General features: G+C 72.7%; 22 protein-coding genes. 15 read left to right on the top strand and 7 right to left on the bottom strand.

Annotated features, from left to right (window positions below):
• Positions 1-70 precede the first annotated feature (70 nt).
• Positions 71-739: a helix-turn-helix domain-containing protein gene (locus ACUP6Y_RS02165; protein WP_462553962.1), complete on the top strand. Its 669-nt coding sequence runs from the start codon at positions 71-73 to the stop codon at positions 737-739.
• A 119-nt stretch (positions 740-858) separates the two neighbouring features.
• A complete protein-coding gene (locus tag ACUP6Y_RS02160; protein WP_462553961.1) occupies positions 859-1,668 on the top strand; it encodes a hypothetical protein in 810 nt (269 codons plus the stop codon).
• 7 nt (positions 1,669-1,675) lie between these two features.
• On the opposite strand, the gene ACUP6Y_RS02155 is transcribed toward ACUP6Y_RS02160, so the two are convergent.
• Entirely contained in the window at positions 1,676-2,362 is a 687-nt protein-coding gene (locus ACUP6Y_RS02155) for a TetR/AcrR family transcriptional regulator (protein ID WP_462553960.1), read from the bottom strand.
• Between the two features lie 49 nt (positions 2,363-2,411).
• Here ACUP6Y_RS02155 and ACUP6Y_RS02150 point away from each other — a divergent pair, with 49 nt between their 5' ends.
• From ACUP6Y_RS02150 to ACUP6Y_RS02135, 4 genes are all read left to right on the top strand, one after another.
• Positions 2,412-3,998 (top strand): acyl-CoA carboxylase subunit beta, encoded by a 1,587-nt coding sequence (locus ACUP6Y_RS02150; RefSeq protein WP_462553959.1) that lies wholly within the window; start codon positions 2,412-2,414, stop codon positions 3,996-3,998.
• A 108-nt stretch (positions 3,999-4,106) separates the two neighbouring features.
• Entirely contained in the window at positions 4,107-4,355 is a 249-nt protein-coding gene (locus ACUP6Y_RS02145) for an acyl-CoA carboxylase subunit epsilon (RefSeq protein ID WP_462553958.1), read from the top strand.
• A gap of 16 nt (positions 4,356-4,371) precedes the next feature.
• Positions 4,372-6,150 carry an acetyl/propionyl/methylcrotonyl-CoA carboxylase subunit alpha gene (locus tag ACUP6Y_RS02140; protein WP_462553956.1) on the top strand — a complete coding sequence of 593 codons (1,779 nt, stop codon included), beginning with the start codon at positions 4,372-4,374 and terminating at the stop codon, positions 6,148-6,150.
• Positions 6,151-6,353: 203 nt separating this feature from the next.
• Complete coding sequence (locus ACUP6Y_RS02135) at positions 6,354-7,877, top strand: PucR family transcriptional regulator (RefSeq protein ID WP_462553955.1); 1,524 nt, start codon at positions 6,354-6,356, stop codon at positions 7,875-7,877.
• Here the strand turns inward: ACUP6Y_RS02135 and ACUP6Y_RS02130 are convergent.
• On the bottom strand, positions 7,874-9,115 hold the full coding sequence (locus ACUP6Y_RS02130) for an NAD(P)/FAD-dependent oxidoreductase (protein ID WP_462553954.1): 1,242 nt from the start codon (positions 9,113-9,115) through the stop codon (positions 7,874-7,876). The genes ACUP6Y_RS02135 and ACUP6Y_RS02130 overlap by 4 nt on opposite strands.
• The gene (locus tag ACUP6Y_RS02125) at positions 9,112-10,455 is read right to left on the bottom strand and encodes an MFS transporter (protein ID WP_462553953.1); all 1,344 of its coding nucleotides are present in this window, start codon (positions 10,453-10,455) and stop codon (positions 9,112-9,114) included. Before ACUP6Y_RS02125 ends, ACUP6Y_RS02130 begins: the two co-directional genes overlap by 4 nt.
• 43 nt (positions 10,456-10,498) lie before the next feature.
• Between ACUP6Y_RS02125 and ACUP6Y_RS02120 the strand changes: the two genes are divergently transcribed.
• The 4 genes from ACUP6Y_RS02120 (at position 10,499) to ACUP6Y_RS02105 (ending at position 13,100) form a co-directional block, all read left to right on the top strand.
• On the top strand, positions 10,499-10,987 hold the full coding sequence (locus tag ACUP6Y_RS02120) for a winged helix-turn-helix transcriptional regulator (protein WP_462553952.1): 489 nt from the start codon (positions 10,499-10,501) through the stop codon (positions 10,985-10,987).
• 16 nt (positions 10,988-11,003) lie between these two features.
• Positions 11,004-11,540 (top strand): gamma carbonic anhydrase family protein, encoded by a 537-nt coding sequence (locus ACUP6Y_RS02115; protein WP_462553951.1) that lies wholly within the window; start codon positions 11,004-11,006, stop codon positions 11,538-11,540.
• Positions 11,541-11,667: 127 nt separating this feature from the next.
• Positions 11,668-11,865 (top strand): hypothetical protein, encoded by a 198-nt coding sequence (locus ACUP6Y_RS02110; RefSeq protein ID WP_462553950.1) that lies wholly within the window; start codon positions 11,668-11,670, stop codon positions 11,863-11,865.
• Positions 11,862-13,100, top strand: coding sequence for an amidohydrolase family protein (locus ACUP6Y_RS02105; RefSeq protein WP_462553949.1), 1,239 nt, complete (start codon positions 11,862-11,864; stop codon positions 13,098-13,100). Before ACUP6Y_RS02110 ends, ACUP6Y_RS02105 begins: the two co-directional genes overlap by 4 nt.
• Before the next feature lie 4 nt (positions 13,101-13,104).
• Here the strand turns inward: ACUP6Y_RS02105 and ACUP6Y_RS02100 are convergent, their stop codons facing one another.
• Complete coding sequence (locus tag ACUP6Y_RS02100; RefSeq protein ID WP_462553948.1) at positions 13,105-13,824, bottom strand: GntR family transcriptional regulator; 720 nt, start codon at positions 13,822-13,824, stop codon at positions 13,105-13,107.
• 102 nt (positions 13,825-13,926) lie between these two features.
• A complete protein-coding gene (locus tag ACUP6Y_RS02095; protein ID WP_462553947.1) occupies positions 13,927-15,099 on the bottom strand; it encodes an acyl-CoA dehydrogenase family protein in 1,173 nt (390 codons plus the stop codon).
• Between the two features lie 79 nt (positions 15,100-15,178).
• Between ACUP6Y_RS02095 and ACUP6Y_RS02090 the strand changes: the two genes are divergently transcribed.
• The 3 genes from ACUP6Y_RS02090 (at position 15,179) to ACUP6Y_RS02080 (ending at position 17,980) form a co-directional block, all read left to right on the top strand.
• Positions 15,179-15,772 carry a TetR/AcrR family transcriptional regulator gene (locus tag ACUP6Y_RS02090; protein WP_462553946.1) on the top strand — a complete coding sequence of 198 codons (594 nt, stop codon included), beginning with the start codon at positions 15,179-15,181 and terminating at the stop codon, positions 15,770-15,772.
• 76 nt (positions 15,773-15,848) lie between these two features.
• Entirely contained in the window at positions 15,849-16,730 is an 882-nt protein-coding gene (locus ACUP6Y_RS02085; RefSeq protein ID WP_462553944.1) for a hypothetical protein, read from the top strand.
• Between the two features lie 41 nt (positions 16,731-16,771).
• Positions 16,772-17,980: an aminotransferase-like domain-containing protein gene (locus ACUP6Y_RS02080; protein ID WP_462553943.1), complete on the top strand. Its 1,209-nt coding sequence runs from the start codon at positions 16,772-16,774 to the stop codon at positions 17,978-17,980.
• 15 nt (positions 17,981-17,995) lie between these two features.
• On the opposite strand, the gene ACUP6Y_RS02075 is transcribed toward ACUP6Y_RS02080, so the two are convergent.
• Positions 17,996-18,250: a hypothetical protein gene (locus tag ACUP6Y_RS02075; RefSeq protein ID WP_462553942.1), complete on the bottom strand. Its 255-nt coding sequence runs from the start codon at positions 18,248-18,250 to the stop codon at positions 17,996-17,998.
• Between the two features lie 115 nt (positions 18,251-18,365).
• Between ACUP6Y_RS02075 and ACUP6Y_RS02070 the strand changes: the two genes are divergently transcribed.
• Together ACUP6Y_RS02070 and ACUP6Y_RS02065 are read left to right on the top strand one after the other, a co-directional pair.
• The gene (locus ACUP6Y_RS02070) at positions 18,366-18,701 is read left to right on the top strand and encodes an ArsR/SmtB family transcription factor (RefSeq protein ID WP_179728970.1); all 336 of its coding nucleotides are present in this window, start codon (positions 18,366-18,368) and stop codon (positions 18,699-18,701) included.
• A 7-nt stretch (positions 18,702-18,708) separates the two neighbouring features.
• Positions 18,709-20,409: a SulP family inorganic anion transporter gene (locus tag ACUP6Y_RS02065; RefSeq protein ID WP_462553941.1), complete on the top strand. Its 1,701-nt coding sequence runs from the start codon at positions 18,709-18,711 to the stop codon at positions 20,407-20,409.
• Here the strand turns inward: ACUP6Y_RS02065 and ACUP6Y_RS02060 are convergent.
• A complete protein-coding gene (locus tag ACUP6Y_RS02060; protein WP_462553940.1) occupies positions 20,396-21,862 on the bottom strand; it encodes a DHA2 family efflux MFS transporter permease subunit in 1,467 nt (488 codons plus the stop codon). The genes ACUP6Y_RS02065 and ACUP6Y_RS02060 overlap by 14 nt on opposite strands.
• Between the last annotated feature and the right edge of the window lie 57 nt (positions 21,863-21,919).

Below are 21,919 nucleotides of genomic sequence, written 5' to 3'. Positions count from 1 at the left end.
CGCCGTGGCGCGTGAAGCCCTCCTGCCTACCGTCCTCCACGCAGCGGACGACACAGAGAGGGGACCCGCCATGTCGGTCACGCACACAGCGGCCGGGAGTCGGCACCACGAGATCCTGGCCAACCTGAACCGGCTGCTGACGCACCCCGACGCCGGCGCGGTGCGGACGCTGCGGGAGCTGCAGAGCGCCCTCGGCGAGGGGTACGTCGGCCAGGTCCAGCAGGAGTGGGGTACGACGACCGGCGGGGTGCGCGACTGGCCGGCGACGATCGCGGCCGCCGCCGCGCTGGCCGACCTCATCGAGCTCGCCGAGGCGAGCCACCCGGCCGGCTGGCTGCTCCTCGCCGCGGTCGAGACCGACTCCCCCGGCGTCGCCGTCGACCCCCACGGCTGGCAGCCGGTACTGGCCCGGCTGGTCCGCAGCCCCTGGTGCCACGAGGCGGACCACGCCATCGACGCGATCACCCGGACGGCCGACCCGCGAGCCCGGCGGGCCGTCGAGGAATTCCGCGAGGTGTGCCGGCAGCGCGAGGCGGACCGCGAGCGGACCGCGGTCGCCACCGAGGTGCGCCGGATCGTGGCGATGAGCGGCCTGAGCCAGCGTGCCTTCGCCGCACGGGTCGGCACGTCCGCGTCCCGGCTGTCGAGCTACGTCCACGGGCACGTCGTACCGTCGGCGACGATGATGCTGCGGATCAAGCGGGTGGAGATCCACTCGAGGGTCCCCCGCGCGTCCTGATCCCTCCTCCGGGCCGGTCCTCGGACCTCGCGGCGGCGCGACTGGTTGTTGGCTAGGGTCCACTCATGCGGAGGGGCCCGTTCTCTTTGGCCTTCGACCAGGCACTCGCGGACCGGACGATGAGCTTGAGTGCGCTGCACCGCGTGCTGAGCGCACGCGGTGCCGGCGTCAGTCTGGCGACCCTGAGCTACTGGCGCTCCGGCCAGCGCGAGCCCGAGCAGGAGCGCTCGCTGCACGCGCTCACCCAGGTCGAGGAGGTCCTGGGCCTGGATCCGGGCGCCCTGGAGATGCTGATCGAGGGCCGGCGCCGCCGGGTCGCGGCCGACCTGCTCTCCGACCTGAGCGACGACGCCGACCGGATCCAGGTGCTCCTCGACGAGCTCGACTTCCGCTCGCCCTCCGACCGGCTGGTCGACCAGGAGGTGACGCTGAAGTACGAGATCGGACCGGACCGCTCGCCGGTCCGGATGACCTACATCGTCGTCGTGGAGTCGGTCCGGGTCAACGCCGACCGGCGGGCCTTCATCCTGCGGGTGCGTCCCGGCGCGCTGACCCCCGGGGTGACCTCGCTCGGCGGCTTCCGGCTGGGCGACATCATCCACGACGAGGAGCGCGGCATCGTGGTCGGCGAGATGCTCCTGGACCGTCCGCTGGGCCCGGGCGAGACCACGCTGCTGGAGCAGGAGGTCGTCTACCGCACACCCGACCCCGACGACAACAGCTACTTCTACTGGGCCGTGCGCAGGATGCGCTCGATCAGCCTGTGGATCCGCTTCGACCCGGACGACATGCCGACGCGCTGCGAGTACTACACGATCGTCGAGGGACGCGAGGAGGTCGTCGAGCTCGAGACCTTCGGCACCAGCGTGAGCCGCACCGTCACCGGGTTCGGCCCCGGGACCCTGGGCATCCGCTGGAGCTGGGACTGAGCGGGGGTCACAGCGACCGCAGCTGCTCGGCGAGCGCAGCGAGGTCCTGGTCGGTGCGGACCACGACGATCGCGCCGGGGCCCGCAGGCACGGCGGAGGCCGGTGCGAACAGCGCGTTGACCTGCGCCATCGCCTCGTCGATCTCGACGTGCGGGTCCTCGCACTCCTCGCGCAGCCAGCGGCGCAGCACCCGGTTGTGGGCGGCGACGACGGCGGCGGCCATCAGCTCGCCGCGGCGCTCGGACTCCTCGGAGCCGTCGCCCCAGGCGCTGATGTACTGACGGAACAGCTGCTGGTAGCGCGACCCGCTGATCAGCTCGCGCTCACGCAGGGCCGGGACGGTGGAGGTGAGCTGGTAGCGGCGGCGGGCGAGCGGGCCCTCGGCGATGTAGTGGAAGAGGACCACGCGGACGGCGTCGGAGACGGCGAGGATCGCGCTCTTCTCGGTGGAGGCGGCCAGCCGCTCCTCGACCGCGGCGAGGATCGCGTCGTGCTCGGGGAAGATCACCATCTCCTTCGACCCGAACAGCCGGAAGAAGGAGCTGCGACTCACCCCGGCGGCGGCGGCGATGTCGTCGACGCTGGTGGCGTCGTACCCGCGCTCGGCGAACAGCCGGAAGGCGGCGTCGACGATCGCGGCGGCCGGTCCCTTGGCGACCGGGCTGCGCAGGTCGCCCTCGTGCGATTGCGTCACACCCCACCCCCCTTGTGAACTCCAGTGTCAATGGATGATACTCAGTTTCATGACCGAGATCGACCTGCACACGACGGCGGGCAAGCTGGCGGACCTCGACCGCCGCACCGACGAGGCCGTGCATGCTCCCGCCGCCAAGGCGCAGGAGAAGCAGCACGCCAAGGGACGCAAGACCGCCCGCGAGCGCATCGAGCTGCTCTTCGACGAGGGCAGCTTCGTCGAGCTCGACGAGTTCGCCCGGCACCGCTCCACGGCCTTCGGACTCGAGAAGACCCGCCCCTACGGCGACGGCGTGATCACCGGCTACGGCACGGTCGACGGCCGCCAGGTGTGCGTGTTCTCCCAGGACTTCACCGTCTTCGGCGGCTCGCTCGGCGAGGTCTACGGCGAGAAGATCACCAAGGTCATGGACCTGGCGATCAAGTCCGGCTGCCCCATCATCGGCATCAACGAGGGCGCCGGCGCCCGCATCCAGGAGGGCGTCGTCTCGCTCGGCCTGTACGGCGAGATCTTCAAGCGCAACGTCCACGCCTCCGGCGTGATCCCGCAGATCTCGATGATCATGGGCAACTGCGCCGGCGGCCACGTCTACTCCCCCGCGGTCACCGACTTCACGATCATGGTCGACCAGACCTCGGCCATGTTCATCACCGGCCCCGACGTCATCAAGACCGTCACCGGCGAGGACGTCTCGATGGAGGAGCTCGGCGGCGCCCGGGCCCACAACACCAAGTCCGGCAACGCGCACTACATGGCGCACGACGAGGAGGACGCCTTCGAGTACGTCAAGGCGCTGCTGGCCTTCCTGCCGCAGAACAACCTCGACGAGGCGCCGTCGTACGACGACACGGCGGATCTCGAGCCGACGCCTGAGGACCTCGCGCTCGACACGCTGATCCCGGACTCGCCGAACCAGCCCTACGACATGCACGACGTCATCACGACGATCGTCGACGACGGCGACTTCCTCGAGGTGCAGCCGCTGTTCGCGCCCAACATCATCGTCGGCTACGGCCGGATCGAGGGCCGCTCGGTCGGCGTCGTGGCCAACCAGCCGATGCAGTTCGCCGGCACGCTCGACATCGACGCCTCCGAGAAGGCCGCCCGGTTCGTCCGGTTCTGCGACGCCTTCAACATCCCGGTGCTGACCTTCGTCGACGTCCCCGGCTTCCTTCCCGGCGTCGACCAGGAGCACCTCGGCATCATCCGCCGCGGCGCCAAGCTGATCTACGCCTACGCCGAGGCCACCGTCCCGCTGGTCACCATCATCACCCGCAAGGCCTACGGTGGCGCGTACGACGTGATGGGGTCCAAGCACCTCGGCGCCGACATCAACCTGTCGTGGCCGACCGGCCAGATCGCCGTGATGGGCGCCCAGGGCGCGGCCAACATCGTCCACCGGCGGACTCTTGCCGAGCTCGAGGCCGCGGGCGGCGACGTCGAGGCCAAGCGCGCCGAGCTGATCGACGAGTACGAGACCACGCTCGCCAACCCCTACATCGCGGCCGAGCGCGGCTACATCGACGGCGTCATCAGGCCCGCGGACACCCGCGCCGAGGTGGTCAAGGCGCTGCGCCTGCTGCGCAACAAGCGCGAGGTGCTGCCGCCCAAGAAGCACGGGAACATCCCGCTCTAGCCGACCCGGCGCAAACGGCCCGGGGGAGCGAAGCGGAGGAGGACGGCTTGCGCCGGGTCGGCGCCCCACAGACCAACCGAAACCGAACGAACGACAGGGAGCACCGGCATGACCGAGGAGCAGACCGGCACGACGAGCGACGTCGTACCGCCCCTCCTTTCCGTCGTCACCCCCGGCACCACGCCGGAGGAGGTCGCCGCGATCGTGGCCGTCCTCTCCGCGATGAGTGGTGGCGCGGCGGCACCCGAGGCACCACGCTCGGAGTGGACCAACCCGGCCCGCCGCCTGCGTCGTACCGCCAGCTCCCACCCGAACCCCGGACGCGGCGCGTGGCGCGCCAGCGCCCTGCCCCGCTGAACTGGAAGGCCACACCATGTCGTTGAAGAAGGTCCTGATCGCCAACCGCGGCGAGATCGCGGTGCGGGTCATCCGTGCCGCCAAGGACGCCGGGATCGGGTCGGTCGCGGTGTACGCCGAGCCCGACGCGAACGCGCTGTTCGTGCGCCTGGCCGACGAGGCCTACTCCCTGGGCGGCGCGACTCCCGCGGACACCTACCTCGACATCGCGAAGATCATCGAGACCGCGTTGCAGTCGGGCGCCGACTCGGTGCATCCGGGCTACGGCTTCCTCGCCGAGAACGCCGCGTTCGCACAGGCCGTGCTCGACGCCGGCCTGATCTGGATCGGCCCCTCCCCCGAGGCGATCGACGGCCTGGGCGACAAGGCCAAGGCCAAGCAGATCGCGCTGGCCGCCGGCGCCCCGCTGGCCCCCGGCCTCAAGGACCCGGTCGAGGACGCCGACGAGATCACCGCCTTCGCGAAGGAGCACGGCCTCCCGGTCGCCATCAAGGCGGTCTTCGGCGGTGGCGGTCGCGGCCTCAAGGTCGCCCGTACTCTCGAGGAGATCCCGGAGCTCTACGAGTCCGCCACCCGTGAGGCCATCTCCGCCTTCGGTCGCGGCGAGTGCCTGGTCGAGAAGTTCCTCGACAAGCCGCGCCACGTCGAGACCCAGTGCCTGGCCGACTCCCACGGCAACGTCGTGGTGGTCTCGACCCGCGACTGCTCGCTGCAGCGCCGCCACCAGAAGCTGGTCGAGGAGGCGCCCGCGCCGTTCCTCACCGAGGAGCAGAACACCCGCCTCTACGAGTCGTCGAAGGCGATCCTGCGCGAGGCGAACTACGTCGGCGCCGGCACCTGCGAGTTCCTCGTGGCCGCCGACGGCACCATCTCCTTCCTCGAGGTCAACACCCGCCTCCAGGTGGAGCACTGCGTGTCCGAGGAGGTCACCGGCATCGACCTGGTCCGCGAGATGTTCCGCATCGCCGCGGGCGAGGAGCTCGGCTACGGCGACCCGGAGATCCGCGGCCACTCGATCGAGTACCGGATCAACGCGGAGGACGGCGGCAACAACTTCATGCCGGCCCCCGGCACGCTCACCGCCTGGAACCCGCCGCAGGGCCCCGGCGTCCGTGTCGACGGCGGCTACGAGGTCGGCGAGACCGTCCCCGGCGCCTTCGACTCGCTGATCGCCAAGCTGATCATCACCGGGTCGACACGCACCCAGGCGATCGAGCGCTCCCGCCGGGCGCTGTCGGAGTTCGAGGTCGACGGCATGCCGACCGCGATCACCTTCCACGAGGTGATCGTCGACGACCCCGCCTGGGTCGGCGCCTCCAACCCGTCGGGCGAGGGCTCCTTCGACGTCTACACCACCTGGATCGAGACGGACTTCGACAACCAGATCACGCCGTACGGCGGCGCCGCCGGTGAGGCTGACGAGCCCAGTGAGAAGCAGAAGGTCGTCGTCGAGGTCGGCGGCAAGCGGATCGAGGTCGTCCTCCCCGCGGGTCTCGGCGGTCTCTCCGTCGGTGCTGGCGCGGGCGGCGCGAAGAAGCCGAAGCGCGCGGGCGGCAAGAAGGCCGGCGCCGCGGCGTCGGGCGACTCGGTCACCTCGCCGATGCAGGGCACCATCGTCAAGGTCGCCGTCGAGGACGGCCAGGCCGTCGAGGAGGGCGACGTGGTCGTCGTGCTCGAGGCGATGAAGATGGAGCAGCCCCTCAAGGCTCACAAGGCCGGCACCATCACCGGCCTGTCGGCCGAGGTCGGCGCCACGATCGGCAACGGCGAGGTCGTCTGCGAGATCAAGGACTGACCCGGCGCAAACTGCTCGTTAGATCGACGCCGACCCGGCGCAAAAGTGTCACTTTTGCGCCGGGTCGGCGAGCGGAGAGGACGGGGAGCCGGCGCTCCTCTCCCTCCGCCCTCTCCTTCCGCCCTCTCCCCTCCGCCCTCTCCCTCCGCTTTGTCCGCTCACGACAATGCGGGCCGTCGTGCCCATGACAGAGTGAGACCGTGATGACTGCGGCGAGCCTGGCGGAGATCGTGACGCCGGCCGTCCTCGAGCTCGTCCAGGCCGGCGATCCCCGGCCGCTCCTGGGAGTCGAGATCGTCGAGGCGCCCGGCCCGGTCCACGTCGACCGCGGTGACCTGGTCGCGATCGTCGGCGCCGAGAACTCCGCGGCCGTACTCGGCCTGATCGACGCGGTCCACGAGGCGGCCGGGGTGCTGCTGCGGCGCAGGTGGGCCGACCGGATCGACGTCCGGCAGCACTGCGCCGAGCGGTTGCTGCCCCTGCTCGCGCTCGACGACGCGGCGAGCTGGAGCGCCACCCTGTCCATCCTGCAGCGGGCCTTCGCGGCCTCGCCGACCGCCGACGCCGGGTCCGTCGACCATGTCTACGGCGACCTGTTCGAGATGGCCGACAAGATCAGCGCCCTGCTCTCCGCGCCCGTCACCATCGAGGACGCCACCTCGCGCGTCCTGGCCTACTCGAGCGGGCAGATCGACGTCGACAGCGCCCGGATGTCCACCATCGTCGGACGCCGGGTGCCGAGCGAGGTCCGCGACCACTTCCGCTCCCTGGGGGTCTTCCGGCGCCTGACGAACTCCGACGAGCCGTTCTTCGTGCCCGCGGGGGCCGACGGGGTCAAGGCGCGCTTCGTCGTACCGGTGCGGGCAGGCGGCGAGTGGCTGGGCTCGATCTGGGCGGTCGTCGACGCCCCGGTGGGCTCCGCGCACCGACGCGAGCTCGCCGCCGCGACCGAGGTGGTGGCGCTCTACCTCCTGCGCCTGCGCTCCCGCGCCGAGCTGCACCGCCAGGTCCAGATCGACCAGGTGCGCAGCCTCCTGCGCGGGGCCACCACCGACCGCCCCGCGTGGCTCCCCGACGGGCCGTGGCACGTCGCGGCCCTGACCGGTCCGGGCGAGCTGCCCCCGTCCTCCCGCTACGAGGTCTGGCTCGCCCTGTGCCGGCGCCACGGCTGGCGCCAGCCGCTCATCGCCGACCTGGACGGCGACCTCCATCTGGTGCTCCAGGCCGAGGGCACCGCTCCGGGCAGCACGACGTGGCTGACGGGCCTCCTCGGTGCCACCGAAGGCGCGCCGCCGGGGATGCGCCTGGCGCTCGGCAGCCCGGCGACCCGGGTACCCGACCTGAGCCGGTCGCGCGCGGAGGCGGTGGAGCTCGACACGATCGTCGCCGACCGCACCGAGCCGGTCGTCGACCTGGCCTCCGCCTGGGCCGAGGTGGTCCTCGCCCGCGCCGTCGGCGGCCAAGGAGAGCGGCCGATGGTCTCCCCGCTCGCGAGCCTGCTCGCGGCCACCGGCGAGGCGGGCGGCATGTGGCTCGACACCCTCGAGGCCGTGATCGACTACTGGGGCGAGCCCCAGCGAGCCGCCCGCAGCCTCGGCGTCCACCCGAACACGATCCGGTACCGCTGTCGCCAGCTGGCCACGCTGTGGCCGGTCGACCTCGACGACCCCGCGGCGCGACTCGCGGTCCGGCTGGAGATCGCGGGCCTGCGCGCCCGCGGCCGCTAGCGCAACGGGTCGACGCCGGCCAGTGGCCGCGGGAGCCGACCGGTCACGATCCGCTCGGCCAGCAGCTTGCCGGTGACGGGACCGAGGGTGATGCCCCACATCCCGTGTCCGCCCGCGACGAACACCCGCGGGTCGGCGCTGGCACCGACCAACGGCAGGCCGTCGGCGGTGCAGGGCCGGGCGCCCACCCACTCGTGCTCGCGCTCGTCGACGTGCGCGCCCTTCAGCAGAGTGCGCGCCTCCGCCACGAGGGCCGCGATCCGACGCGGGTCCAACGGCGCGTCGGCGGGCCGGAACTCCATCATCCCCGCGATCCGCAGCCGGTCACCGGCAGGCGTGCAGGCCACCCGCTGCTTCGGGAAGTAGACCGGCCCCTGGGGCAGGTCGTCCACCTTGACGGTGAACGAGTAGCCCCGACCGGCCTGGACGATCCGCCGTACGCCGACCTGCCGGCCCAGCCGGCCGAGCCACGCTCCGGTCGCCACGACCACGGCGTCGTACCGCTCGCCGGCCAGGTCCACACCGTGACCCCCGGACCGGACGTCGCTGATCTCGGTTGCCTCGAGGATCCGGCCGCCGCGCTCCCGCACCGACGCGGCCAGCGCCTCGACGTACAACGACGGGTCGAGGAACCGCTCGGCCCGGATCCGGATCGCGATGGTGATCTCCTCGGACAGGGCCGGCTCGTCGCTGCGGGCCCGGTCTCCGTCGACGACGTCGAACTCGACCGACTGGCCGCACGCCCGGATGTGCTCGAACTCCTCCAGCAGGGCGTGGCTGTCCTCGACGCTCCGGAAGGCCGCGGTGAACGGCTCGGCCGGGCGGGTGCGCGCGCTGACGCCGCCGGCCTCCAGCTCGTCGAAGGCGGCGAGCGCGCCGTTGTTGAGCGGGATCAGCGCCTGCATCGCCTGCTGCCAGCGCCGGGGCGTGCAGTTGCGGGCGAACTGGAGCAGGAAGCGGATCAGTCGCGGGTCGGCCGTCGGCGGCACGTAGACCGGCGAGCGGGGGTTGAGCACCGCGCCGATGCCGTACTTCAGCACGGACGGCTCGGGGAGCGGAACCGCGATGCTGGGGGTCAGCCAGCCGGCGTTGCCCCAGCTCGATCCGGCGGCGACCGTGTCGCGGTCGAGGACCGTCACGTCGACGCCGGCGTCCTGCAGGAACCAGGCCGTCGACAGGCCGACCATGCCGGCGCCGAGGACGGCGACGCGCTGGGGACGAAGCTCGGAAGTGGTCATGCCTCCATGGTCGTCGCCCGGTCGGTCGCGGCGGCTGGAGGACGAGGACAACTCGGGCCGCCCGGATTGTCGTCTCCCGACAGCCGGCTGCCGGGAAGCATCGACAGCACGGCCGCGCCCGCGCACAGCGCAGCACCACCCCACCAGGCCCACGTGTAGGCGCCGAGCTGGTCCCGGATGACGCCGGCGCCCAGGGCCGCGACCGCCGCGCCGAGCTGGTGGGCGGCGAACACCCAGCCGAACACGATGGTGCCGCGCTCGCCGAAGGCCTCGCGACACAGTGCTGCCGTGGGCGGGACGGTGGCGACCCAGTCCAGGCCGTAGATCACGATGAACAGCACCATGCTCGGATGCACGGCGTCCGCGAGCAGGCTCGGCAGCAGGAGCAGGCCGAGGCCGCGGAACAGGTAGTAGGCGACGAGCAGCGCGCGCGGGTCGAACCGGTCGGTGAGCCAACCGGACGCGATGGTGCCGACGATGTCGAAGACCCCGACCACGGCGAGCAGCCCGGCGGCGGTGGTCGCGGACATGCCGTGGTCGTGGGCGGACGGGATGAAGTGGATCCCGATCAGGCCGTTGGTGGTCGCGCCGCAGATCGCGAAGGCGCCGGCGAGCGCCCAGAAGGCGCGGTGCCGGGCGGCATAGGTCAGGCCCTCGATCGCGCGCCGGGTGGCGCCGCCCTCCGCGCGGGCCGGGGGCTCCCAGTCCGGCGCGGCGCCGTAGGGCGCCACCCCACGGTCCTGCGGATGGTCGCGGACGACCAGCCACACCACGGGTACCACGGCCAGCGCCGCCCCGGCGATGACCAGGGACGCCGGCCGCCAGCCGGCGCCGTCGGCGAGCGCGGCGACGATCGGCAGGAACACCAGCTGTCCGGTCGCCGACCCGGCGGTCAGGATGCCCATCACCAGGCCGCGACGCTGCTCGAACCAGCGGTTCGCGATGGTGGCGGCGAAGACCAGCGCCATCGAGCCGGTGCCGAGGCCGATGAGCACGCCCCAGCACACGAGCAGCTGCCAGGACGCCGTCATCAGCACGCTGCCGCCCGCGCCGAGGGCGACCAGGCAGAGGGCGGCGGCGACCACGCGTCGTACGCCGAAGCGGTCCATCAGCGCCGCCGCGAAGGGTGCGGTCAGCCCGAACAGCACCAGGTTGATGCTCACCGCGAGCGACATCACGCTCGTCGACCAGCCGAACTCGTCGTGCAGCGGCACCATCAGCGCGCCGGGCGCCGCGCGGAACCCGGCCGCGCCGATCAGCGCGAGGAAGGCGACCGCGGCCACGACCCAGGCGGGATGGAGGCCGCGCCGGGTGGCGGGTCGGGTGGGGGTCGCGGTCATGTCTGACTTTCTTGAAGGAAGTTAGAGCGGTACGCTAGCACGCATGGCACTGCGCTCCGACTGGTCGACCGACTTCTGCCCGGTCCGCCGCTCGCTCGACGTACTCGGGGACCCGTGGCTGCTGCTGATCGTGCGCGACGTGCTCCACGGCAGCGGCCGCTTCGACCAGCTGCGCGACAACCTCGGCATCTCCGAGGCGGTCCTCAGCCGGCGCCTGCGGGCGATGCGCGAGGCCGGGCTGCTCGACACCGTCGACTACGTCCGCGACGGCCGCACCCGCCAGCGCTACGTCGCCACCGAGGCCGCCGCCGACCTGCTCCCCCTCCTCCAGCAGCTCGCCCTGTGGGGCGAGAAGCACACCCGGCTGCCCGAGGGCGGCGCCCCCATGGGCCTGCGCCACGAGACCTGCGGCCAGGAGACCACCCGGGCCGAGACCTGCAGCGCCTGCGGCGAGCCGCTGCGGCCCGAGGACATGACCTGGGTCAAGCCGTGGCGCGCCGCCGAGCACCGGCTGCGCGCCGCCGGAACCTGACCCCTACGGTGGGGCCGTGTTCCTCTACGAGTTCGAGGGCCGACGGCCCCAGATCCACCCCGAGGCGTTCGTGGCGCCGACCGCGACCCTGATCGGCGACGTCCGCATCGAGAAGGGCGCCAGCGTCTGGTACGGCGCCGTGCTCCGCGCCGACATCTGCACGATCATCGTGCGCGAGGGCTCGAACATCCAGGACAACTCCGTCGTCCACGGCGCCCCCGACGTCGTCGTCGACATCGGCCCGAACGCCACCGTGGCCCACGCCTGCGTCTTCCACGGCGACACGATGGGCGAGAAGTCGCTGCTCGGCAACGCCAGCACCGTCCTCGACCACGCCTCCATCGGCGCGGGCTCCCTCGTCGCCGCCGGCGCGGTCGTCACGCCAGGCACCACGATCCCCGAGGGCGTGCTCGCGGCCGGCGCGCCGGCCGAGACGAAGCGGCCGATCGAGGGGACGGGTGCGCACTTCTGGGTGGAGACCAATGCGGTCTACTACGCGGAGCTGGCGCAGCGACACCGGGCGGGCGTCGTCGCGGTCGACGGCAACTCCTGACCCGGACACCCGGACCGGCTCGTCGACACCTGACCAGCCGGCCCGTCGGGATCCCCAGGACTCTTGACACATGTCTGACAGGTGAGGACCGTCCTGTCTGACAGATCATCGACCCCGGGGAGGACCCGTGACCGCAACGACCCATGAGTCGGCCAACCGCGACGTCGTCGTGCGCAACCTGGCCGACTTCGCCTCGCTCGCCGTGGTCGGCGACGAGCACACCGTCGTCATCGACGCGCCGCGCATCGAGACCTGCCCGGTGGGCAACACGCTGCGGCGTGGACTCACCGTCCAGGAGTCGATCGCGTTCGAGGCGGCGGCGTGAGCGCGCCCTTCGACCTGCTGGTCACCGACGCCCGCCTGGCCGACGGATCGCCGGTCACGCTGGGGATCCGCGACGGTCGCTACGCCCATATCGGGCCGCGGCCGCCGGTCGATGCAGCGGCGACGCGCACCATCGACGCCGACGGCGGCCTGGTGACCGAGTCCTTCGTCAACGGGCACATGCACCTGGAGAAGGTGCACACGCTCGACCGGGCGGGCGACGGGGCGCTGGCGGCGTACACCTCCGGCAACATGGGCGCCGCGCTGCGCTCGATCGTGCGCGAGGCGAGCGGGGTGAAGCGGCAGTACGACCGGGCCTGGCTCGAGCCCAACATCCGCCGGGCGCTGGACGCCGCGGTCGCGCACGGGGTGCTGCACATCCAGGCCTTCGTCGACGTGGACACGACGGCGCGGCTGGTGGGGATGGAGGCGGTGCTGGCGGTGCGGGAGGAGTACCGGGACCTGCTCGACATCCAGGTGGTGGCGTTCCCGCAGGACGGGCTGCTGCGTGACCCGGGGGCGGCCGAGCTGTGCGAGGAGGCGCTGCGGCTCGGGGCCGACGTGGTGGGCGGGATCCCGTGGATCGAGATGACCGACGCCGACGCGCGGGCGCACGTCGCGTGGGCCTGCCGGCTGGCGGCGGAGCAGGGCAGGCGGGTGGCGATGCTGGTCGACGACGCGGGCGACCCGGGGCTGCGGACCACCGGGATGCTGGCCGAGGCGATGCTCGCGCACGACCTGCGGGGACGCGGCGTCGCCTGCCATGCGCGGGCGCTGGCGACCTACCCGCAGCCGACCGTGCAGCGGCTGATGGACCTCGCGCATGCGGCCGGCCTGGGCTTCGTGTCCGACCCGCACACCGGGCCGCTGCACCTGCCGGTGCGGGAGTTCCTCGACGACGGCATCGCAGTGGCGCTGGGCCAGGACGACATCGAGGACGCGTACTACCCGTTCGGCCGGCACAGCATGCTGGAGGTCGCCTTCCTGGCGGCGCACACGCTGCGCTTCCTCACCGCCGCCGACCAGCGACTGCTGCTCGAGCTGATCACGACCCGGGCGGCCGCCGTGCTCGGCGTCGCGGACCACGCGATCGCGCAGGGCAACCCGGCGAACCTGTGCGTGCATGCCGACGGGCGGCTGCGCGACGTGCTCACCGAGCATGCCCGCCCCCGCTGGGTGGTACGGCGCGGCCGGGTGGTCGCCGAGTCGGAGTCGACGACCCGCCTGGTGCGGTAGCGGACTACCAGTCGGCGCGGCGGACCAGCGCGTACCGGAACGCACCCCGTAGGTGGACCTCGCGGGTCCAGTAGCAGACCGTGCCGGTGCGGCTGATCCCCGTCGCGTCCAGGGTCATCGCCGGCTCGCCCTCGGGCCGGCCGGTCAGCCCGGCGTCCTCAGCCGACAGGCCGTCGGCGCCGGGCCAGACCAGCTCCCAGCCGACCTGCTGCCCCGCCAGGGCCCGGGCGAGCTCGGGCATCGGCGTCGCGGGATCCACCTCGGCCGGGTCCACCCCCGTGAGAACCGGTACGACGTCGCGCGCCACCAGCACCGGCTCACCGTCGGCGGACCACACCTTGGTCGTGCGCAGCACGCCCTGACGCGGCGAGACGTCGTACGCGTCGGCCTCGTCGAGGCTCACCTCGCCGACCTCCGCGGAGACCACCTCCACCGACGGGGTGCGGCCCATCGCGGCGATCAGGTCGGCGCTGTCGAGGCGTTGCTCGAAGCGGGCCGAGATGGCGAGCAGCGAGCTGTTCACCGTGGTGTCGGCGCCCTTGCGGCGGTGGATGAAGCCGCGCTCCTCGAGCCGCACCAGCGCCTCGCGCACCGCCGGCCGGCTGATCTCGAGCGATGACGCGAGCGCGGTCTCCCCCGGCATCGGCCCGCCCCGCTCGGCCGCGTCTGCCCAGAGCCGCTGCAGCCGGCGCTCGACCGGCTCGGGCACCCCCGCGTCACTCACGCGGCCACCCTAGGCCCGGATCCGTGGACGGGTCCGCCTCGGGTCCGCCTCGGGTCCGCCTCGGGTCCGCCTGGGTACGACGAGGGAGGCTCGAGCCGATCCTCAGCCCACCGAGACGATGGCGCCGGCGCCGGTCTCGCGGTCGAGCGAGCGGCCGATGACCATCCGCTGGATCTGGTTGGTGCCCTCGAAGATCTGCATCACCTTGGCCTCGCGCATGTAGCGCTCGACCGGGAAGTCCTTGGTGTAGCCGGCGCCGCCGAGCACCTGGACGGCGTCCGTGGTGACCTTCATGGCGGCGTCGGTGGCGACCAGCTTGGCGATCGAGGCCTCACGGGAGAAGGGCAGGCCGAGGTCCTTGAGCCGGGCGGCGTGCAGCACCGTCGCGCGGGCGGACTGGATCGCGGCCTCCATGTCGGCGAGCACGAAGGCCAGGCCCTGGTGGTCGATGATCCGCTGGCCGAAGGCCTCGCGCTGCTGGGCGTAGGCGACCGCGCGGTCGAGGGCGCCCTGGGCGAGACCGGTCGCGACGGCGGCGATGCCGAGCCGGCCGGCGTCGAGGCCGGCGAGCGCGATCTTGAGCCCCTGGCCCTCGTCACCGAGCCGCTGCTCGACGGGGACCCGGACGTCCTCGAAGCGCACCGTCGCGGTGGTCGAGCCCATCAGACCCATCTTGTCCTCGGGGGCGTCGGCGGACAGGCCGGGGGTGCCGGCGCGGACCAGGAAGCAGGAGATGTCGCCGCGGGCGTCGCCGGTGCGGGCCATCACCTTGTAGAAGTCGGCCTTGCCGCCGTGGGTGACCCACGCCTTGGCGCCGTTGAGGACGTAGGCGTCGCCGTCGCGGCGGGCCCGGGTGCGCATCGCGGCCGGGTCGGAGCCGGCGTGCGCCTCGGAGAGGCAGTAGGCACCGAGCAGGTCGCCGCCGAGCAGCTCCGGGAGCCAGGCGGCGCGCTGCTCGTCGGTGCCCGCGGTGGCCAGGCCGAAGCAGCTCAGCGCGTGGACGGAGACGCCGACACCGACGCTGGACCAGACCGAGCCGATCTCCTCGAGGACCTGCAGGTAGACCTCGTAGGGCAGCCCGCCGCCGCCGACCTCCTCCGGGTAGGGCAGACCGAGGAAGCCGGCCCGGCCGAGCAGCCGGAACACCTCGCGGGGGAAGGTCCCCGTCGCCTCGGCCTCCGCGGCGCGCGGCAGCAGCTCGTCGGTGGCGAGCTGGCGGGCCAGGCGGAGCAGGTCGGCGTGTTCCTCGGACGCCATCAGGCGACGTGCGGGCATCGGATCCTCCGTGCGGTCAGTACCGAAGCAATGATTCTGGTACGGACTACAGTACCCCGTTCGTTGCTAGCCTGCGAGCGTGCAACAGCAGCGAACCCTCCCGGCGCGCACCCGCCAGCGCCGTGACGCGCTGCTCGACGAGCTGGTCGACCTGTTCCTCGCCGAGGGCTTCGCCGGCTTCGGGATCGGCGAGCTGGCCCAGCGCCTGTCCTGCTCGCGCAGCACGCTCTACCTGGTCGCACCCAGCAAGGAGCAGGTCATCACCGCGACCGTGCGGCGCTTCTTCAAGCACGCCGCCGAGCGGATCGAGAAGCGGGTCGCGGCCGTCGCCGACCCGGCGGAGCGGCTGGCGACGTACCTCACCGCCGTCGCCGACGAGCTCGCGCCCGCCTCCCCGCAGTTCTACGCCGACCTGGCCGGCTTCCCACCCGGCGCCGAGGTCTACCGCGCCAACACCGCCCGGGCCGCCGCCCGCGTGCAGGCGCTGGTGAGCGAGGGCGTCGAGGCCGGCACCCTGCGCCAGGTCGACGCGACCTTCGTCGGCGCCGCCGTCGCCGAGGTGATGGACGCGATCGGCGACGGCCGGATCGGTACGGCGACCGGGCTCGACGACGCGCAGGCCTACCAGGCGCTGGTGGACCTGGTCGCGACCGGCCTGCGGGTGCGGGGCTGACGTCACCGGGCGACCGGGCGGGTGATCTTGGCGCGAAGGTCCGGCTTCGGGGCGCCGTCACCACTACCGTGCCGGCATGCGCATCCCCCTCAAGGGCAGCGGCCCGGCCGCGCTCGTGATCGCCCTCCTCGCCCTCCTCGTGGCCGTGTCCGGCAGCTCCTACGCGGCGGTGGTGGCCAACCGGAACTCCGTCGGCACCGCCGCCCTGCGCGACCACGCCGTCACCACGTCCAAGATCGACCAGCACGCCGTCACCCGCTCGAAGATCAGCAAGGGCGCCATCGGCTCGGGCAAGATCCTCGACGGCAGCCTGCGAGCGGTGGACTTCCGCACCGGCGAGCTGCTCGCCGGAGCACCGGGCGCCGCGGGGGCGGACGGCGAGCAGGGCGCGACCGGCGGGCAGGGGGTGGCGGGTCCGCAGGGCCCCGCGGGCCCGCCGGGTCCGGCTGGCCCCGTCGGCCCGGTCGGTCCGATCGGGCCGACGGGACCCGTCGGCCCCCAGGGCCCGGCCGGCACCGAGGGCAGCGCCTACACCTACTACGACCACAGCGCACCCAACAGCATCGCGATCCCGATCCTGATGATCAACACCCCGCAGAACGTCAGCGGCATGCCCTTCACCAAGCTCGGCACCGGACCGTCCTTCCTCGGCGGCAACGGACTCACGTTCACCCGTGCGGGCACGTACCGGATCACCTACGGCGTCGACCTGCAGGTCCCGCTCGCGGTCACCACCCTGGCCGCCTTCGCCACCAAGGGCGGGCTGCCGACCGATCCGGTGGTGCCCGGCAGCCAGGTCAGCCGCACGGTGGGCAACCCGGTCCTGGCCGGTGAGCGCATCGGACAGGACTTCCTCGTCGAGGTCGCCGCCGGCGACACCGTGACCGTCTTCGTGCAGTCCAACCTGCTCGGGACCGTCCGCACCAGCCAGCAGGTCGACGTGGAGCTGGTCGGCTGAGGTTGACCGTCCGCGCGAGCTGAACGGGTCACACTGTCCAGGTGACCGATCTCCTCGCCTCCCTCCTCGCCGGCCGCGCGGGCGGCTTCCGGCCCTCCCCGGTCCGCGACTTCTGGGAGGTGTCGATGGAGCCCGGGATCATCTCGCTGGCCGGCGGCAACCCCGACCTGTCCGTGCTGCCGCTCGACGAGCTGGGCGAGGTCGCGGCCCGGGTGGTCCGGGACCGCGGCCTCGAGGTCCTGCAGTACGGCGGCGGCACCGGCGCGCCCGGCACCCGCGAGGCGGTCGCCCGGACCATGGCCGCGGAGGGCCTCGCCGTCGACCCCGGGCACGTGCAGGTCACCGCGGGCTCCCAGCTGGCGCTCGACCTGGTGGTCAAGCTGCTGTGCGACCCGGGCGATGTGGTGCTGGCCGAGGGGCCGTCGTACGTCGGCGCGATCGGGCTGTTCGTCGGCATGCAGGTCGACGTCGTCCACGTGCCGATCGACGACGACGGCCTGCGCCCGGACGCACTCGAGGAGACGATCGCGCGGGTGCGCGCCGAAGGGCGGCGGATCAAGGCGCTCTACACGATCCCGAACTTCCACAACCCCAGCGGCGTGACGCTCGCGACCGGCCGGCGGCCCGAGGTGGTCCGGATCTGCCGGGCGGCGGGCATCGCCGTCATCGAGGACAACCCGTACGGCCTGCTCTCCTTCGACGGCAGCGCGCTGCCGAGCCTGCGCTCGCTCGACCCCGACAACGTGATCTACCTCGGCTCGTTCTCCAAGGTGGTCTCCCCCGGGCTGCGGGTCGGCTGGGTGGTGGCGCCCGAGCCGTTGCGCCGGCCGCTGCAACTGGCCTCCGAGGCGACCGTCATCTGCGCGCCGGTGCTCAGCCAGGCCGTCGTCGAGGAGTACGTCCTGCGCCACGACTGGCTGGCCGTGCTCGCCGACGCCCGCCACCGCTACCAGGCCCGTGCCGCCGCCGTCCTCGACGCGCTGGCTGCCGGCGCGGGACCGGACGTCCACTGGTCGGTGCCCCGGGGCGGCTTCTTCACCTGGGTCACGCTGCCGGAGGGCAGCGACGTCCACGGCGTGCTGGACGCGGCCATCGAGCGCCGGGTCGTCTTCGTCCCGGGCTCGGCGTTCCGCGCAGACGGCGGCGGGGGCAACCAGCTGCGACTGGCCTTCTCGCTGGAGCGCGAGGAGGTGCTGGCCGAGGGCGTACGACGACTGCTGGACGCGATCGCCGAGGTCGGCCCGTCCTGACCGCCGGGGCGGCTCTCAGGTGTCCTCGGGCGCCGGACCCCGCGGCGCCGGCGTACCGGCGTGCCGGGTGACGACCTGGTGCAGCGGCAGGGCGACATGGCCGCGGCGGCGCACGCCGGTGGCCGCGTCGACGACATGGAGCCAGACGACACCGGGGACGGCCGAGCGGGCGACCTGAACCCGGCAGCGGCTCGAGATCCCCGGCAGCGTGACGATGTCGCCGGGCTCGAGCTGGGCTGCGGTGACGGTCTCGTCGGTGCCCTCGTGCATGCGGTCTGACACTCCTTCGCTCCGGTCCTCGAAAGGATCACTATATGAAGACTTCTTCAAGTCCTGTTATCCTAGCGGCCCGCTGACGACACGGACCACGAGAGGGGGCATCGCGATGGGCGTGCCGCTCTACCAGACCAAGGCCGAGTTCTTCCGCACCCTGGGGCACCCGGCCCGGATCCGGATCCTCGAGCTGCTGTCCGAGCGCGACCACGCGGTCCACGAGCTGCTCGAGCAGATCGCGATCGAGCCCAGCAACCTGTCCCAGCAGCTCGCCGTGCTGCGCCGTACCTCGCTCGTGGTCTCGCGGCGCGAGGGCACCGCCGTCGTCTACTCCATCAGCGCACCCGAGGTCCGCGACCTGCTGCTGTCGGCCCGCCGGATCCTGGTCGGGCTCGCCGAGACCCGGACCGACTTCGAGGACGAGCTGATGGTCCCCGGCGCCCGATGAACCGTCGATGAGCAACCGGATGCGCGCCGTTCCGACGCGACTCCGCCAGCTGGCGCCACGGCGCGAGGACTGGGCCCAGGCGGACCTGCGCCATGACCTGACGGCCGGGGTGATGGTCGCGCTGGTGGCGCTGCCGCTCGCGCTCGGGTTCGGCGTGAGCTCCGGGGTCGGCGCCGGCGCCGGCATCGTGACCGCGGTCGTCGCCGGCGCGATCGCCGCCGTGTTCGGGGGCAGCCACGTCCAGGTCAGCGGTCCCACGGGGGCGATGATCGTCGTCCTCATCCCGATCGTCGCCGCGCACGGCCCCGACGGGGTCCTCGTGGTCGGCCTGCTCGCCGGCCTGATGCTGCTCGCGCTGGCGATCACCGGCGCCGGCCGGGCGATCCGCTACGTCCCGGTGCCGGTCATCGAGGGCTTCACGGCCGGGATCGCGGTGATCATCGCCCTGCAGCAGCTGCCCGCGGCACTCGGCGTCGAGGTACGTGCCGAGAAGGTGCTCGTCCTGGCGGCGGAAGCGGTCCGGGCCTGGGCCGCGGCCCCGAGCTGGGTGGCGCCGGCGACGGCGACCGGCATCGCGGTACTCATCGTCGCCTCGGCCCGGGTGCGCGCCGGCTTCCCGGCGGCCCTCGTCCTGGTCGTCGTGGCGACCGTCGGGAACGCGCTGCTGACCGACCCCGACGGTACGACGCCGCTCGCGACGATCGGCACCATCCCCTCCGGCCTGCCCGCCCCACACCTGCCGTCGGTCCCGTGGGGCGACCTCGACACCCTCGCGCTCGCCGCCCTCGCGGTCGCCGCCCTCGGGGCGCTGGAGAGCCTGCTCTCCGCCACCGTCGCCGACGCGATGAGCGTCGGGCAGCGCCACGACCCCGACCGCGAGCTGCTCGGTCAGGGCCTGGCCAATGTCGCCAGCCCGCTCTTCGGCGGCATCCCCGCGACCGCCGCCATCGCGCGGACCGCCGTCAACGTCCGGTCGGGAGCACGCTCGCGCCTCGCCGCGCTGAGCCACGCCGTCCTGCTCCTGGTCGTGGCGCTGGTGGCCGCGCGCTGGGTCGGCCAGATCCCGCTCGCTGCCCTCGCCGGCGTCCTCATCGCCACCGCCGTGCAGATGGTGCGGGTCTCGAGCCTGGCGCCACTCCTGCGCGCCACACGCGGGGACGCCGCGACCCTGTTGCTCACCGCGGCCGCCACGGTCGCCCTCGACCTGGTCCTCGCCGTGACCGTCGGCCTGGCCGCGGCCGGCTTCTTCGCGCTGCGCCAGACTGCCACCACCGCGCGGCTGGAGGAGGTGCCACTCGACGACAGCGACCACCACGACGAGGAACGACGCCTCCTCGACGAGCACATCGTCGCCTACCGCCTCGACGGCCCGCTGTTCTTCGCCGCCGCCCACGACTTCCTGCTCGAGCTCGCGGAGGTCAAACGGGTCCGTGTCGTCGTCTTGCGGATGTCACACCTGACGACCGTGGATGCCACCGGCGCCCACGTGCTCGCCGACACCATCGGCCGGCTCGAGCAGCGCGGCGTCAGCGTCCTGCTCTCCGGCACCCGGCCCGAGCACGTCGCCGTCCTCGAGCAGCTCGGCGTACCCGCCCGGCTCGCGCACGAGCGGCACCTGTTCGCCACGACGCCCGAGGCGATCGCGCACGCGCGGCTGCATGCCGCTCGGATCGCGCACGAGCCCGGCTCCACCGTCAGTGCAGGATGACCGGCCGCTCGCCCTGCCCCTCGTCGTCGAGCAGGTGCGACGGCTCGCGCCGGCGCGGGAGGAAGGCGACCGGGATCAGGGTCAGGATCAGCGCCACCGTCGCCACGAGGTACGGCGCCCGGAACGCCTCGGACGGGTCGGCGACGGACTTCTGCTGATTGGTCAGCACGACCGACATCACCGCGACGCCGACCGAGCTGGCGACCTGCTGGAGCACGTTGATCAACGTGGAGCCGCGGGCGACCTGATGCTCGCGCAGCGTCTTCAGGGCCGAGGTGAAGACCGGCATCATCGTGCCGCCCATGCCGAGACCCATGATGAAGAGGAAGACGATGATCTGCAGGTACGACGTATCGGGGTCGGTGCTGAACGCGAGGCCGCCGACGCCGACGATGATGCCGATGAACCCGAACGGCACGATCCGGCCGACCGGGATCTTGTCGGCCAGCGCACCGGCCAGCGGCATGGTCAGCATGGCGCCGAGACCCTGGGGCGCCACGAGCAGTCCGGCCTTGAGCACGCTCTCGCCGCGGATCTCCTGGAAGTAGGTCGGGACCAGCAGCAGCGCGCCGAAGAACGAGCCCGCGAACAGGAACATCACGATCGTCGCGACCGTGAGGTTGCGGTCCTTGAACAGCCGCAGGTCGAGCAGCGGGTGCTCGGGCCGGAAGGCCCAGAACACGAAGCCGACCATCAGCGCCAGCCCGGCGATGCCGGGCCCGAGCACCTTGGTGGCGGCGACGGTGCCCTCGCCGGGGATCGACGAGACGCCGTACAGGAAGAGCGCGAGACCGGGCGACATCAGGGCCATGCCGACGACGTCGAAGGACTCGCTGGGCTCGGGCGCGTCGGCCGGCAGGGCGAGGAGCGCGTAGGTGATCGCGGCGATGCCGAGGGGCAGGTTGATCAGGAAGATCCAGTGCCACGAGGCGGAGTCGATCAGCCAGCCGCCGACGATCGGGCCCAGGATCGGGCCGAGGAGCATCGGGATGCCGAGGATCGCCATCAGCCGGCCGATCCGGTGGGGGCCGGCCGCCTTGGTCATGATCGTCATGCCCAGCGGCATCAGCATGCCGCCGCCCAGACCCTGCAGCACGCGGAACAGGATCAGCGTCTCGATGCTCCACGCGGTCGCGCACAGCACCGAGCCGAGGGTGAACAGCACGAGCGCCATGGTGTAGAGCCGCTTCGTGCCGAACCGGTCGGCCGCCCAGCCGGTGGCCGGGATGACCGCGGCGAGCGCCAGCGTGTAGCCCGTGATGGTCCAGGCGACCGTGGAGTAGGAGTCGACCTCGAACTCGGTGATGAACGTCGGCAGCGCAACGTTGACGACCGTGGTGTCGAGGATCGCCATGATCGAGCCGAGGACCACCACTCCGGCGATCTTGAGGATCTCCGGGGTGATCCGGTCGTCGTCGACGGGCTCGCCGGTGGGCACTGCTGAGGTGGACAAGGGAGATCCTCCTGGACGGGTCGGGGCGGAGACGATCAGGGCGTCCTAGACAGTACG

It is taken from the genome of Nocardioides sp. S5-5, from assembly GCF_054954065.1.
Note: the sequence above shows the minus strand (reverse complement) of the source record. Positions and strands in the feature narration are given on the sequence as shown.

Bases quoted from the DNA above. Each gene is read 5' to 3' on its own strand.
- ACUP6Y_RS02165 (WP_462553962.1), top strand. From the start codon at position 71: ATGTCGGTCACGCACACAGCGGCCGGGAGTCGGCACCACGAGATCCTG.
- ACUP6Y_RS02160 (WP_462553961.1), top strand. From the start codon at position 859: ATGAGCTTGAGTGCGCTGCACCGCGTGCTGAGCGCACGCGGTGCCGGC.
- ACUP6Y_RS02150 (WP_462553959.1), top strand. From the start codon at position 2,412: ATGACCGAGATCGACCTGCACACGACGGCGGGCAAGCTGGCGGACCTC.
- ACUP6Y_RS02145 (WP_462553958.1), top strand. From the start codon at position 4,107: ATGACCGAGGAGCAGACCGGCACGACGAGCGACGTCGTACCGCCCCTC.
- ACUP6Y_RS02140 (WP_462553956.1), top strand. From the start codon at position 4,372: ATGTCGTTGAAGAAGGTCCTGATCGCCAACCGCGGCGAGATCGCGGTG.
- ACUP6Y_RS02135 (WP_462553955.1), top strand. From the start codon at position 6,354: ATGACTGCGGCGAGCCTGGCGGAGATCGTGACGCCGGCCGTCCTCGAG.
- ACUP6Y_RS02130 (WP_462553954.1), bottom strand. From the start codon at position 9,115: ATGACCACTTCCGAGCTTCGTCCCCAGCGCGTCGCCGTCCTCGGCGCC.
- ACUP6Y_RS02125 (WP_462553953.1), bottom strand. From the start codon at position 10,455: ATGACCGCGACCCCCACCCGACCCGCCACCCGGCGCGGCCTCCATCCC.
- ACUP6Y_RS02120 (WP_462553952.1), top strand. From the start codon at position 10,499: ATGGCACTGCGCTCCGACTGGTCGACCGACTTCTGCCCGGTCCGCCGC.
- ACUP6Y_RS02095 (WP_462553947.1), bottom strand. From the start codon at position 15,099: ATGCCCGCACGTCGCCTGATGGCGTCCGAGGAACACGCCGACCTGCTC.
- ACUP6Y_RS02085 (WP_462553944.1), top strand. From the start codon at position 15,849: ATGCGCATCCCCCTCAAGGGCAGCGGCCCGGCCGCGCTCGTGATCGCC.
- ACUP6Y_RS02075 (WP_462553942.1), bottom strand. From the start codon at position 18,250: ATGCACGAGGGCACCGACGAGACCGTCACCGCAGCCCAGCTCGAGCCC.
- ACUP6Y_RS02070 (WP_179728970.1), top strand. From the start codon at position 18,366: ATGGGCGTGCCGCTCTACCAGACCAAGGCCGAGTTCTTCCGCACCCTG.
- ACUP6Y_RS02065 (WP_462553941.1), top strand. From the start codon at position 18,709: ATGAGCAACCGGATGCGCGCCGTTCCGACGCGACTCCGCCAGCTGGCG.